The organism is Mycobacterium sp. TH-M82 (assembly GCF_057473605.1).
Map to the genome: position 1 here is coordinate 1 of NZ_JBYCKY010000478.1, position 13969 is coordinate 13969.

Below are 13969 nucleotides of genomic sequence, written 5' to 3' on the forward strand. Positions count from 1 at the left end.
CGTTGAGCACGTTGTGCGGGATGCGCCGCTTGGTGAACTGGCGCGACAGATACTCCGAGCGTTCCACGCTGGTGGTGCCGATCAGCACCGGCTGGCCGTTGGCGTAGCGCTCGGCGACGTCGTCGACGACGGCGATGTACTTGGCTTCCTCGGTCTTGTAGATCAGGTCGGAGCAATCGGTGCGGATCATCGGCATGTTGGTCGGGATGCACACCACGCCCAGCTTGTAGATCTCGTGCAGCTCGGCGGCCTCGGTCTGGGCGGTGCCGGTCATGCCGGCCAGCTTGTCGTAGAGGCGGAAGTAGTTCTGCAGTGTGATGGTGGCCAGCGTCTGGTTCTCGGCCTTGATCTCTACGTTCTCTTTGGCCTCGATGGCCTGGTGCATGCCTTCGTTGTAGCGGCGCCCGATCAGCACCCGGCCGGTGAATTCGTCGACGATGAACACCTCGCCGTCTCGGACGATGTAGTCCTTGTCGCGGTTGAACAGCTCCTTGGCCCTGATCGCATTGTTGAGGTAGCTGACCAGTGGCGAGTTGGCGGCCTCGTAGAGGTTGTCGATGCCGAGCTGGTCCTCGACGAACTCCACCCCCAGCTCGTGCACGCCGATGGTGCGTTTACGCAGGTCCACTTCGTAGTGGACGTCTTTTTCCATCAGCGGCGCGATCCGGGCGAACTCGGTGTACCAATTGGAGCCGCCGTCGGCTGGGCCGGAGATGATCAGCGGGGTGCGGGCCTCGTCGATCAGGATCGAGTCGACCTCGTCGACGATGGCGTAATGGTGACCGCGCTGCACCATGTCATCGACGGAGTGGGCCATGTTGTCGCGCAGGTAGTCGAAGCCGAACTCATTGTTGGTGCCGTAGGTGACGTCCGCGCCATAGGCGGCGCGGCGTTCGTCCGGGGTCATGCCGGCCAGGATCACCCCGACATCCAGGCCGAGGAACCGGTGCACCCGGCCCATCCACTCGCTGTCGCGTTTGGCCAGGTAGTCGTTGACGGTGACGACGTGGACGCCGCCGCCGGCCAGGGCATTGAGGTAGGCCGGCAGCACGCAGGTCAACGTCTTACCCTCACCGGTCTTCATCTCGGCGACGTTGCCGTAGTGCAGCGCCGCAGCGCCCATCACCTGCACGTCGAACGGGCGCTGGCTCAACACCCGCCACGCCGCCTCCCGAGCCACCGCGAACGCCTCCGGCAACAGGTCGTCGAGGGATTCGCCGCCGTCACCGCCGTTCAGTCGCACACGGAACTCGTCGGTCTTGGCCCGCAGCTCGGCGTCGGTGAGCGCTGCCGCGTCGGCGGCCTTGGTGTTGACATAGTCGGCGAGCCGCCTGAGGCGTTTGACCATGTGGCCTTCACCGAGGCGCAGCAACTTGGACAACACAGCTATGTCCCCTACTCGAATGTCAACCTCTAAGCGTTACGGGCGCCACCCATCGTAGGTGACGTGCCCGTCAGTCCCCCAACGCCACATCGGACCGGTCGGATCAGACCAGTTGGATCAGACCGTAGTCATAAGCGCGGCGGCGGTAGACGACCGACGGCCGCCCGGTGTGTTTGTCGGAGAACAAGAAGAAGTCGTGCCCGACCAACTCCATTTCGTAGAGCGCGTCGTCGACCGACATCGGCTTGGCCGGGTGCTCCTTGATGCGCACGATCTGGCCCGGCTCGTGGCCCTGATGGTCCGGGCCGCCGGAAGCGACCGCGCCATCGTGCTCCTGGAAGCGTCCGTCCGGTTCGGCGGCGCTATCGCGCTTCAGATCCCGCTTGAAGTCTCGCCGGAACGCCGCTACGGCGACGTCTGGATCCACCGGCGGCACTGCCAAAGCTTCGGCCACCGACACCGGGGTCTTGTCGCCGTAGGAGACGTTGCGGCGGCCCTTGCCGCGCCGCAACCGGCTCTCCAGCCGGTCTATCGCAGCCTCGAACGCGGCGTAGAAACTGTCGGCGCGAGCCTCGCCGCGAACCACCGGACCACGGCCGTGGGCGGTGATGTCGATCTGCTGGCAGGACTTGCGCTGACGCCGGTTGGGAGCATGCTTGAGCTCGACGTCGAACAGCCGGATCGAGCGGTCCAATCGCTCCATCCGGGCAAGTTTCTGTGAAACGTAGACCCGGAAGTGGTCGGGGATCTCGACGTTGCGGCCCTTGACCACGACCTCGGGGCGCGGTGCGGAATCGATCTGGTCGGCCTGATCGTCGGAGTCGACGCGCTCTTGATTGCTATCCACGAATTGATTTGCCATGCTCGACACTCGTTTCTTGCTGACGTCGCACACAATCCGATGTTCCCCGGGTGCTTGACCCGACCGTAGCCCGTGTCGGGGTGTGCATGCCACCGGTTTCACGGACGGGGCTCACAGATCCCGCTGCCGCTTCGGTCACGCCGCCGCGATCACCAACACCGCGGCCACTCGCGCACCGGTGGCCTGCAGCACCCGGACCGACTCGGCCATGGTGGCGCCGGTGGTGATGATGTCGTCGACCAGCAGCACCTCACCGCGCCGCAGCCGGCCTAACCCGCCTCTTTGCAGCACCACCCGTCCGGCGACGTTACGCTCGCGGGCGGTGCTGTTCAGGCCCACCGAGTCGCGAGCCAGCGCTTTCATCCGCAGCGCGGGCGCTACCACCACACCGGGACGGCCGGTCAGCAGGCTGGTAGCAACGGCCGCGACGCGGCCCACCGGGTCTCCGCCCCGGCGGCGGGCCGCCGAGCGACGGGTCGGCGCCGGCACGATCGCCAGCGGGACGTCAACCATGCCCCAGGTCAGCAGCCGGTGGACGGCGACAGCGAGTGCGTGCGACAGCGGCGCGACGAGGTCGTTGCGGCCGTGTTCCTTGACCGCCACGATCGCTCGCCGGCGGGCACCCGCGTAGCGCCCGAGCGCGAAAACGGGCACGTGCGGGTCGATGCGCGGGCTGACCAGATGCGGCTGGTCGGGTCCGACCGCCAGCTCGGCGTCGCAGGTGTCGCACCAGCGCACCGACGGCGCGCCGCAGCCGCCGCACTCCAGCGGCAGGACGAGATCGAGCACGCCTGGAGTGTGCCGGAACGGGGCCACCGACGAAATTCACCCAGCCGCACGACGTGCACCGATTCATCTACCCGTCCACCGACAACCCCTTCGGCCCAACATTTTGCTGTGCGCCGCCACCCCTACGGCGATAACGCGGCCTGCGGTGTATTCGGTCCTGTTAGCGTCTAGATCCATGACAACCGGAAAGACACAAACCGGGCCGTCATCGAACCCGGATTCCAAGCGCGCCGGGCCGCTGGTCGGCAAGGGCTGGGCCCAGGGCGTCGCGCTGGTGATGATCTTCGGCTTCCTGGTGATGGGCATCCTGGCCTACCGCACCTACGCCGCGTCGATGCCGTTACCGGACAAGGTCGTCAGCGAGTCCGGCCGGCCGCTCTTCACCGGAAAGGAGATCACCCGCGGCCAGGAGTTGTTCCAGGCCCGCGGCCTGATGCAGTACGGGTCGGTGCTCGGACACGGAGCCTACCTGGGCCCGGACTACACCGCCGAGTACCTGCGCCTTGCCACCGACAACGTCGCCGACCAGTGGCGCGCGCAAGGGGTGGCCGACCCGCATGACCGAGTGATCGCTGAATTCCGGACCAACCGCTTCAACCCGGACACCGGCACCCTGGTGTTCACCGACAAGCAGGCGCGCGCCTTCACCGACATCCAGCGGCACTACGCCGACTACTTCGGGGAGAACTCCACCAAATACGGGTTGCTGCCGAAGATGATCACCAACCCGGCCGAGATCCGCGACCTGACCGCGTTTTTCGCCTGGACCGCGTGGGCATCGGCGGCGCAGCGCCCGGGGCATGAGTACAGCTACACCAACAACTGGCCGGCCGAGCCCAGGGTCGACAACGGCCCGACCGGAGCGATCGTGGTGTGGTCGGTGCTGTCGCTGATCGCGCTGCTCGGAGGCATCGGCATCATGTTCGCCGTCTACGGACGGTGGAGCCAGGACGTGGGCTGGCACGGCCGCGAGATGGACAAACTGTCCTTCCGCCAGCCCGGCGAGGTGGGGTTGACGCGTTCGCAGCGGGCGGCGATCTGGTTCTTCGCGGTGGTGTCGGTGCTGTTTTTGGCTCAGACATTGCTGGGTGGGGCGGTCGAGCACTACCGCGCCGACCTGAGCGCGTTCTACGGCATCGATCTGGCCAAATTGCTGCCCTACAATCTGGCCCGCACCTGGCATGTGCAGCTGTCGCTGTTCTGGACGGCGGCGGCGTTCCTGGCCGGCGGGATCTTCCTGGTGCCATTCATCACCCGCCGTGAGCCGCGACGGCAGAGCGCGCTGGCCTACGGCCTGCTGGGGGCGGTGGCGCTGGTGGTGTTCGGTTCGCTGATTTCCGAGGCGCTGTCCATCTTCGGGGTGATCGGATCCGGCGGGCTGCTCTCTCAGCAGTGGGAGTATCTGGACTTACCACGGCTGTGGCAGATCCTGCTAGTGGCCGGCTTGTTCATCTGGATCGTGATCATCTGGCGGGGCATGCGGTCCAGCCTGGCGACGTCTTCGAAGCTGCGGCTGCCGTGGTTGTTCTTCTTCACCGGGCTGGCCATCCCGGCGTTCTACGCGGTCGGCCTGCTGGCCGGCAGCGACACCCATTTCTCGGTGGCCGACTTCTGGCGATTCTGGGTGGTGCACCTGTGGGTGGAGGACTTCCTGGAGCTGTTCACCACGGTGATGGTGGCCTACATCTTCGTGCTGCTCGGGGTGGTGCGCGAACGGGTCGCGCTGATGGTGATCTTCCTCGACATCATCCTGTACTCGGCCGGCGGCGTGATCGGCACCATGCACCATCTGTACTTCTCCGGCACCCCGGTCGAGCATATGGCGCTGGGCGCGTTCTTCTCAGCGGCCGAAGTGATTCCGCTGACCTTCCTGACCGTGGAGGCCTGGGCATTCCTGCAGCTCGGTGCTCGCCAGGAGAGCGCGGAGGTCAACCGGCTCCCGGCCCGCTGGGCGGTGATGTTCTTGATCGCCGTCGGATTCTGGAACTTCCTGGGGGCCGGCATCTTCGGCTTTCTGATCAACCTGCCGATCGTGTCCTACTACGAGATCGGCACCGCGTTGACCGCCAACCACGCCCATGCCGCGATGTTCGGCGTCTACGGCATGCTCGCGGTGGCGCTGGCGATGTTCGCGTTCCGGTATGTGATACCGCCGGCCAAGTGGCCGGACCGGATGGCCCGGATCTCGTTCTGGAGCATGAACATCGGGTTGGCCTGGATGGTATTCGTCGCCCTGCTGCCTCTGGGCGTGTTGCAGCTCTTCCACTCGGTCAACGCCGGCTATTTCGAAGCCCGCTCACTGGGCTACCTCACCAAACCCGGCAATGCCGTGCTGGAATGGCTGCGGCTGCCCGGTGACGCGATCCTGATCGTCGGCGGCGCGCTGCCGTTTGTCTGGATCGCCTGGACCGCACTGCGCAACTTCCGCTTCGGCAGCACAGTCGACGCACTACCGGAAAATCCGCTCTACGCCAAGGCGCCGGTCACCGGGCCGGTGGAGAAGGGTTGAGCGTGTCGGCACCGGAAGCCTGGGTGTGGTTGGTTTCCGGTTACGCACTGATCCTGCTGGCCATCGGCTGGGGCTTCGACAGTATGGCGCGACGGGTATCGCAACGCGCCGCACAGTGGCGCACCGGCAAGTTCGTCTACCACCCCGACCACGACGCCTGGGTATGCCCGCAGGATCAGTGGCTGTGGCCCACCTCGTTCGACCCGAGCAGCCGGGTGACGCGTTACCGCGCGTCCCCGTCAGTATGCAACGTCTGCCCGGTCAAAGATTCGTGTACCACGTCCAATCACGGCCGGGAAATCACCCGCGAGATCGATCCGTGGCCGTATTCCGAAGCGGGCCGGTTTCACCGTGGTATCGCCTGTGCGGTAGCTGGTTTCGGCGTCATCCTGCCATTGGCGACGCTGGTCGCCAACCACACCCTGGTGGATGTGCTGGTCTTGGGCGCCGCGGTATTGGTCGTGGTGACCGGTGGCCTGCCGCTGCTGCGCCACCTGTGGAACACTCCGGTAGGCGCGCCCGATGATCTGCCGCACCATTCCGCTCTGGAAGCGCAGGCGGCGGTGGCGATCGATCGGTACTCCACCCGGTGGGGCGGCTTTATCGACAGCGAGGATGAAACGCAATGAGTTCAACACTGGTCACCGGGCTGCTCATCGCAGCCGCGATACCGGCTGTGCTGGCGTTCTTCTCGCTGGCGGTGCTGCGGGAATACGAGCGTGGTGTGGTGTTCCGGATGGGTCACGCCCGCCCGCTGTACCAACCGGGACTAAAGCTCTTGTTCCCGTTGGTGGACAAGATGATTCGCGTCGATCAGAGAGTGGTGACGCTGACCATTCCACCACAGGAGGTGATCACCAAGGACAATGTTCCGGCCCGGGTGAACGCGGTGGTGATGTTTCAGGTAGTCGATCCGCTGAAAGCCATTCTGGCGGTGGAAAACTTCGCGGTTGCCACCTCGCAGATCGCCCAGACCACACTGCGCTCACTGTTGGGCCGGGCAGACCTGGACACCTTGTTGGCCCACCGTGAAGACCTCAATGCCGATCTGCGCACGATCATCGACAAGCAGACCGAGCCGTGGGGTGTGCAGGTGCGGGTGGTCGAGATCAAAGATGTGGAGATCCCGGAGTCGATGCAGCGGGCGATGGCACGCGAGGCCGAGGCCGAACGCGAGCGCCGGGCGAAAGTCATCAACGCCCGTGGCGAGCTGCAGGCCTCCGAAGAGCTGACCCAGGCCGCCAAGACGCTGTCGAAGAACCCGGCATCGCTGCAATTACGGTATTTGCAGACGCTGCTGGAACTTGGCGCCGATCAGAACTCGACCGTAGTGTTTCCGTTGCCGGTCGACATCATCACTGCGTTCCTGCGCCGCCCCGAACTATTCAAAAACGTCGCCAGCGCACTCCGCAGCACCGACTAGGTCAGCGTCACCAACGGCCCTTCTTGGGGGAGTCGAGCAGGGCTGAAGCCTCTGTGCACCACCGGTGGGCGCGGCCGGTACCCTGGCCGACTTCGACACGATGCCCGACGTCGACGAGTTCGCCCGCGGGGTCGGAACCGCGGGGCCGGCAGAGTTGGCAGAGGTCGGCTTTACCCGCGATCAGCCGGGCAGCACCGGCACCGCCCCGCCCACCATGAGTGGCGGCACTGTCGACCAGCCCTGCTTGTTCTGGGCGGCGGACGCGGAGAGTTGCATCACCCCGCGCGGGTCCGCCAGGTACACCGTCGACGGGTTGGCGGCGATTGTCGACACCGGCAACTGCAGGTTGCCCCCCGGCCCGTCGGAGTTCACCCCGTCGATGTTCACATACGACACCGGGTGCGCCGCGTCGGTGCGGCTCACCACGATGTCTTCGCCGGTGCGCCACGACAACGACACCACCGAGGAACCCAGCCCGAAGCCCAACCTGCGCGGGTGGCCGAGCACGAACTGTCCGTCCAGGGTCTGCTCGACGTTGGCCAGGATCACCTGCCCGGCGATGACCATGGCGGCCCGCGTGCCGTCGCGAGACAGCTGCAGCTCACCGATCGGCCCCGGGAACACCGCTGGAACCGCCCCGGAATCCACCGGGATGCGCGCCGGCTGCCCCGACGCCGACTCCTGGAGGGCACGCAGCACGTTGTTGCCGTCGACCACCACCCACACCGCTTCGTCGAGCGACCAGCTGGGCCGCGACAGGCTGTGTCCGTCGGCGGACTGCACGGCCTCGCCGCCGAGATCGCCAATCCACAACGACGCCATCGCATCGGGGGAGCCGGGGCGCAGCGTCACCACCGAGGCCACCTGGCGCCCGCTACGGGACAGCGCGGCCGCGGTCTGATCCGGCATACGGCCGAATGCCCCTGCCACGTGCGCGGATTGCTGTCCGTCCAGGGCGACCAGCGACCCACCCACGAGGGCGTGCACACCCGCGCCGGCACCGTCGGCCGTGCCCGGGTCGGTAGCGGCGACGTCGGAGGTGGTCCACCCGTCGGCGAACCTGTCGTCCAGTGCCGCGCCGTCCGCGTCGATCACATACGGTCCCTTGACATCCGCCCTGGCCAACGTCCAAATGACCTGCGCGGCGAGTAACTGCCTGCTGTGCGGATCGGTGGTAGACAGGCCGCCCAGGTCGATCCGGGCCCCGCCGTAGCCGCGGCCGACCCCGCTTTTACCGCCGTCGGCGCGGGTCACCGGCTCGCGGAGCCGCAACGGCGGGCCGAGCAGGTTGCGCACACTGTTGGCCATCTCGGGACGCGGGCCGGCGATCAGTTTGGAGACAAGTTCGGTGGCCAGCTGGTCGGGGTCGGACACCGCGAGATATCGGGGATCGGGCACCAGCGCCTTGCCGGTGGGATCGACGAAGTAGAGCGTGTGGCGCTTGTAGATGGCCTGGAACTGCTGCCAGTCCAAGAACACCCCGTTCGGCAGCCGGTCGATGCGCCAGCCACCCGACGTCTTGACCAGCTCGATCGGGCCAGGATCCGGCAGCACACCCTCGGCAGTCTCGAACACCCCGATATCGGACAGCGACCCCAGGATGTCGGCATGCATGGTGATCGAAACCCGGTCGGCGCTTCGGGTTTCGGCAAACACCACCTTGTCGATCAGCATCGCGCTGCCGGCGTCGTCCCAGGCGTCGGATGCCTTAGGGGTGAGGAACTGCCGCGCCGCCAGGTGCCGGTTGGCCGGATCGGCCGTGGCCTTGAGGAATTCGCGCAGCAGTACGTCGGGGTCCATGCCCGGCGTTGGCTTGGGCAGGTTCGGCGGTGCGGGCCGCTCCACCGTGCCGATGGCCTGCGGAGCTGACGAGCTGGGAACTCCCGCGCAGCCCGCCAGCAACGCAACCACACCGAGTAACGCTAAGAAGAGCCGCCGCATCAACTGCTCTCCCCCGCAAGCGGGCGGTGCCCCCAGTCGGCGTGCTCACGCACCGGTCGCCGACCGTCCTCGTGTTCGGGCGCCACCGGTTGCGCAACGGGTTTCAGCGGCAGCGGGCTGGTGGTGACTTTGTGACCGCGCACCAGGGGAAGCGTCAACCGGAAGCAAGCGCCCTTGCCGGGGTCGCCCCAGGCCTCCAGTCGGCCCTGATGCAGCCGGGCGTCCTCGCCGCTGATCGCCAGGCCCAGCCCGGTGCCGCCGGAGGAGCGCACCCGCGACGGATCCGAGCGCCAGAAGCGGCTGAACACCAACTTCTCCTCGCCGACCCGCAGCCCGACCCCGTAGTCGCGGACCGTGACGGCGACCGAATCTTCGTCGGCGGCCATCCGGATCAGCACCGGTTTGTGTTCGGCGTGGTCGATGGCGTTGGCGATGAGGTTGCGCAAGATGCGCTCCACCCGCCGGGTGTCGACCTCGGCGATCACTTCGACCGCCGGCAGGTCCACCTGCAGCTCCACCCCGGCGTCATCGGCCAGGTGGCCCACGTTGCCCAGTGCGGACTTCACCGTCGAGCGCAGGTCCACCGCGTCCACCGACAGCTCAGCCACCCCTGCGTCGTGACGGGAGATCTCCAGCAGGTCGCCCAACAGCGTCTCGAACCGGTCCAGCTCGCTGACCAATAGTTCGGTGGATCGCCGCAGCGACGGCTCCAAATCGGCGCTGTGGTCATAGATCAGGTCCGCCGCCATCCGCACCGTGGTCAGCGGCGTGCGCAGCTCGTGGCTGACGTCGGAGGTAAACCGGCGCTGCAGGTTGCCGAACTCCTCCAGCTGGGCGATCTGCCGTGACAGGCTCTCGGCCATGTCGTTGAACGACACCGCCAGCCGCGCCATGTCGTCTTCGCCGCGCACCGGCATCCGCTCGGACAGATGCCCTTCGGCGAACCGTTCGGCGATCCGCGAGGCCGACCGCACCGGCAGCACCACCTGACGAGACACCAGCAGGGCGATGCCCGCCAGCAGCACCAGCAGCACCAGCCCGCCGGTGGCCATGGTGCCCCGCACCAGCTGGATGGTTTTCTGCTCGTTGCCCAGCGGGAAGATCAGGTACAGCTCCAGGTTGGCCACCCGCGATGCTGCCGGCGTGCCGATGACCAGCGCCGGACCGGACAGACCCTCGGCGTGCACGATCGCATACTGGTAGCTGACCTGCCCGGCTTTGACGAACCCGCGCAGCGCGGCCGGCACCTGGTCGACCGGCCCGGCGGTGGTGGCCGCACGCGGCCCGTCGCCGGGCACCACCAGCGCCGCGTCGAACGCACCCGCCGGACTCCCGGCCGTGGCCGGGTCGGTGTTCGACGTCAAGGTGCTGCGGGCCAGTTGCAGGCTGGAAGTCAGCGAGCGGGCCTCCTCGCCGCCGACGATGCCGCCGACGGTGGTGCGCGCCCGCTCGATCTGCTCAGTGGCCGCCCGGACCTTGACTTCCAGCACCCGGTCGGTGATCTGGCTGGTCAGCACGAAGCCGAGCACCAGAATAACCGCCGCCGACAGTCCGAGCGTCAACGTCACCACCCGCAGCTGCAGCGAGCGGCGCCACGCGACACGTACGGCCCGGCGAACCGCATTCATACCGGCCAGCAGCGGACCCGACCGCCCCCAGCGGCCCCGAATGCGCCGCCTGGAACTAAAGATCACCGAGGCTACTTCCCCGGCTGCCGCGGGTCACGGAGGTCCGGCCTTGTATCCCACTCCTCGAACGGTCAGCACCACCTGCGGGTTCTCCGGGTCTTTCTCCACCTTGGCCCGCAATCGCTGCACGTGCACGTTCACCAAACGGGTATCGGCCGGATGCCGGTAACCCCACACCTGTTCGAGCAGCACGTCACGAGTAAACACCTGACGAGGTTTGCGCGCCAACGCCACCAGCAGGTCGAACTCCAACGGCGTCAGCGAAATCTGTTCGCCGGCCCGGGTGACCTTATGTGCCGGCACGTCGATGTCGACGTCGTGGATGGACAGCATCTCGGCCGGCTCGTCGTCGTTGCGCCGCAGCCGTGCCCGCACCCGGGCCACCAGCTCCTTGGGCTTGAAGGGCTTCATGATGTAGTCATCGGCACCCGACTCCAGCCCGAGCACCACATCGACGGTGTCAGTCTTGGCGGTCAGCATCACGATCGGCACGCCGGAGTCCGCACGCAACACCCGGCACACGTCGATGCCGTTCATACCGGGCAGCATCAAGTCCAGCAGGACCAGGTCGGGTCGCAGCTCGCGAACTGCCGTGAGCGCCTGGGTACCGTCGCCGACGACCGCGGTGTCGAACCCCTCCCCGCGCAGCACGATGGTGAGCATCTCGGAAAGCGAAGCGTCGTCGTCGACGACGAGAATCCTTTGCCTCATGGTGACCATGGTGTCACCAGATCGCCACAAAATGTGGCTGCCACACGCGCGTGTTTCGAGTTTAGCTGCAGATATCGGGGATGTCGGGGAGGGCGGATCCCAGCTCAGCGGCGTCGACAGCCGGGCCGACCACCTGCCAACGACCGCCGAAGCCGATATCGGCCAGTCCGCGATACACCGCGCCGGTGCGCCGCTGCAGATCGTCATCGCGTTCGTAGACGTCGCGGGCGCGATCGGTGTCACGATCCTCGCGGTGTCGGGCCCGCTGCGCGGCGAGCTGTGCCGGGATGTCGAGCAGCACCTGGACCCGGGGCGCGGGCAGCGCCAGCCGGCGATATTCGAGCTCGCGCACCCAGCTCACCACCTCCCCGGAAGCGTCCTGGTGCAGCCGCGCGGCGCTGTAAGCGGCGTTGGAGGCCACGTAGCGGTCCAGGATCACCACGTCGTGGTCGCGGTCGAGGTTTTCGATCTCGTCCTTGGCCCCGACGCGGTCCAGCGCGAACAGTACCGCCATCGCATACACCGATTGCGCCAGATCGCCGTGACCACCGTGCAGAGCTTCAGCGGCGACGTCGGCGGGCACCGAACGACCGTAGCGGGGGAAGGCCAGAGTGGCCACCGAGATCCCGCGGGCCTGCCACGCCGAGCGCAGCCCGTCGGCCAGGGTGCGCTTGCCGGCGCCGTCGACGCCCTCGATCGCGATCAGCACGGCCTGAGCTTCCCCGCCGAGCATGCGCAAAATCGCACTCCCGGAGCCTTCATAGTGCGACTCTGTGCATGCTCGCGCCCAGGACCGGGAGTCAGTAGCGGTAGTGGTCCGGCTTGTAGGGACCCTCGACGTCGACGCCGATGTATTCGGCCTGGTCCTTGGTCAGCTTGGTCAGCGTCCCGCCGAGCGCGGCGACGTGGATGCGGGCCACCTTCTCGTCGAGGTGCTTGGGCAGCCGGTACACCTCGTTGTCGTACTGGTCGTTTTTGGTCCACAGCTCGATCTGGGCGATCACCTGGTTGGAGAAGCTGTTGCTCATCACGAACGACGGATGCCCGGTGGCGTTGCCCAGGTTCAGCAGCCGGCCCTCGGACAACACGATGATCGATCGGCCGGTATCGGGGAAGGTCCACTGGTCAACCTGGGGCTTGATGTTCACCTTGGTAGCGCCCGACCGCTCCAGCGCGGCCATGCCGATCTCGTTGTCGAAGTGGCCGATGTTGCCCAGGATGGCCTGGTTCTTCATCGCCTTCATGTGCGCCAGCGTGATGATGTCCTTGTTGCCGGTGGCGGTGACGACGATGTCGGCCTCACCGATGGCCTGGTCGACGGTCTTGACGTCGAAACCGTCCATCAGCGCCTGCAGGGCGTTGATCGGGTCGATCTCGGTGACGGTGACCCGGGCCCCTTGACCGCGCACCGACTCCGCGCAGCCCTTGCCGACGTCGCCGTAACCACAGATCAGCACCTTCTTGCCGCCGATCAGCGCGTCAGTGCCGCGGTTGATGCCGTCGATCAGCGAGTGCCGGCAGCCGTATTTGTTGTCGAACTTGGATTTGGTCACCGAGTCGTTGACGTTGATCGCCGGGAACGTCAGCCCACCGGCCGCCGCTAGCTGGTAGAGCCGTAGTACGCCGGTGGTGGTCTCCTCGGTGACCCCACGAACCGACTCGGCGATCGTCGTCCACTTGGTTGTGTCGGTGTCATACCGCTCGGCCAGCCGGGCCAAGAACACCTTCCACTCATCCGAGTCGTCCTCCTCGGCGGGCGGCACCAGCCCGGCCTTTTCGTACCGCGCACCGTGCAGCACCATCATGGTGGCGTCGCCGCCGTCGTCGAGGATCATGTTCGCCGGCTCACCCGGCCAGGTCAGCGCCTGCTCGGCAGCCCACCAGTATTCCTGCAGCGTCTCCCCCTTCCAGGCGAAAACCGGTGCTCCCTGCGGCTTTTCGGCGGTGCCGTGCGGTCCGACGACCACGGCCGCAGCAGCATGGTCCTGGGTGGAGAAGATGTTGCACGACGCCCATCTGACTTCCGCTCCAAGTGCGATCAGGGTTTCGATCAACACCGCGGTCTGCACCGTCATGTGCAGCGATCCGGAGATGCGGGCTCCCTCGAGCGGCCTGACCTCGGCGTATTCGCGGCGCAGTGACATCAGCCCCGGCATCTCGTGCTCGGCCAGCCGGATCTCCTTGCGGCCGAACTCGGCCAGCGCCAAGTCGGCGACCTTGTAGTCGATGCCGTTGGCGGTGTCGGCGGTCACAGCGGTCACTGTCATAGGGGCCCCTCGTCGGTTCAATCGGTTAGCTCGGGTACAAGCTACCGGCGGCGGCGGACAACGGGGAAGCCGGGTCAATCTGCTTCGACCACGCCGTACCGTTCAGCAGCGGGGGTGAACAGCCGCGCCAGGTCCGCGGCGACGTCTCCCCCGCGAGCGGGTGGTGCCCCCAGGTCGGCTTCCGGCGGCATCGACACGTAGCTCATGGCCAGGCGGACGATCGCAGAAACTGCACGCTCGCACAGCGGGTCGCGACGGGGCTACCTCCGTAACTGCACGAGCTGATCGAGGTTAGCTGCCCGCGGGTGCGGTTGAGGATCCATTGACGGTCACATCGAAGTTATTGAGCGCTAGGCCGTCGCCGCCACTCCAGGGTTCAAAACCAGCCTGGACAC

11 protein-coding genes and 1 pseudogene are annotated in these 13969 nt (G+C 66.7%); 3 read left to right on the forward strand and 9 right to left on the reverse strand.

The window, feature by feature from the left end; translation table 11 throughout:
- The 3 genes from AC2VON_RS14725 to AC2VON_RS14735 form a co-directional block, all read right to left on the reverse strand.
- Positions 1-1384 (reverse strand): preprotein translocase subunit SecA (locus tag AC2VON_RS14725; protein ID WP_486953610.1); only part of this gene is annotated, 1384 nt, incomplete at its 3' end.
- Between the two features lie 103 nt (positions 1385-1487).
- The gene (hpf, locus tag AC2VON_RS14730; RefSeq protein ID WP_486953611.1) at positions 1488-2246 is read right to left on the reverse strand and encodes a ribosome hibernation-promoting factor, HPF/YfiA family; all 759 of its coding nucleotides are present in this window, start codon (positions 2244-2246) and stop codon (positions 1488-1490) included.
- Between the two features lie 135 nt (positions 2247-2381).
- Positions 2382-3035, reverse strand: coding sequence for a ComF family protein (locus AC2VON_RS14735; RefSeq protein ID WP_486953612.1), 654 nt, complete (start codon positions 3033-3035; stop codon positions 2382-2384).
- Between the two features lie 277 nt (positions 3036-3312).
- Here AC2VON_RS14735 and AC2VON_RS14740 point away from each other — a divergent pair, with 277 nt between their 5' ends.
- The 3 genes from AC2VON_RS14740 to AC2VON_RS14750 are packed head-to-tail and all read left to right on the forward strand — an operon-like array spanning position 3313 to position 6967.
- Positions 3313-5544, forward strand: coding sequence for a nitric-oxide reductase large subunit (locus AC2VON_RS14740; protein WP_486953619.1), 2232 nt, complete (start codon positions 3313-3315; stop codon positions 5542-5544).
- Positions 5545-5546: 2 nt separating this feature from the next.
- Complete coding sequence (locus AC2VON_RS14745) at positions 5547-6173, forward strand: hypothetical protein (RefSeq protein WP_486953613.1); 627 nt, start codon at positions 5547-5549, stop codon at positions 6171-6173.
- A complete protein-coding gene (locus tag AC2VON_RS14750) occupies positions 6170-6967 on the forward strand; it encodes a slipin family protein (RefSeq protein ID WP_486953614.1) in 798 nt (265 codons plus the stop codon). The genes AC2VON_RS14745 and AC2VON_RS14750 overlap by 4 nt, the downstream gene beginning before the upstream one ends.
- A gap of 180 nt (positions 6968-7147) precedes the next feature.
- Here the strand turns inward: AC2VON_RS14750 and lpqB are convergent, their stop codons facing one another.
- The 6 genes and pseudogenes from lpqB to AC2VON_RS14780 form a co-directional block, all read right to left on the reverse strand.
- A complete protein-coding gene (gene lpqB / locus AC2VON_RS14755) occupies positions 7148-8908 on the reverse strand; it encodes an MtrAB system accessory lipoprotein LpqB (RefSeq protein ID WP_486953615.1) in 1761 nt (586 codons plus the stop codon).
- On the reverse strand, positions 8908-10602 hold the full coding sequence (mtrB, locus tag AC2VON_RS14760; protein WP_486953616.1) for an MtrAB system histidine kinase MtrB: 1695 nt from the start codon (positions 10600-10602) through the stop codon (positions 8908-8910). The genes lpqB and mtrB overlap by 1 nt, the downstream gene beginning before the upstream one ends.
- Positions 10603-10629: 27 nt before the next feature.
- Positions 10630-11316, reverse strand: a complete 687-nt coding sequence (mtrA, locus tag AC2VON_RS14765; protein ID WP_486953617.1) for a two-component system response regulator MtrA — start codon at positions 11314-11316, stop codon at positions 10630-10632.
- A gap of 52 nt (positions 11317-11368) precedes the next feature.
- Positions 11369-12016 (reverse strand): dTMP kinase, encoded by a 648-nt coding sequence (locus AC2VON_RS14770; RefSeq protein WP_486953620.1) that lies wholly within the window; start codon positions 12014-12016, stop codon positions 11369-11371.
- 91 nt (positions 12017-12107) lie between these two features.
- Positions 12108-13574 (reverse strand): adenosylhomocysteinase, encoded by a 1467-nt coding sequence (gene ahcY, locus AC2VON_RS14775; RefSeq protein ID WP_486953618.1) that lies wholly within the window; start codon positions 13572-13574, stop codon positions 12108-12110.
- A 74-nt stretch (positions 13575-13648) separates the two neighbouring features.
- Positions 13649-13798 (reverse strand): annotated as a pseudogene (locus tag AC2VON_RS14780) (TetR family transcriptional regulator); the annotation flags it as partial.
- Between the last annotated feature and the right edge of the window lie 171 nt (positions 13799-13969).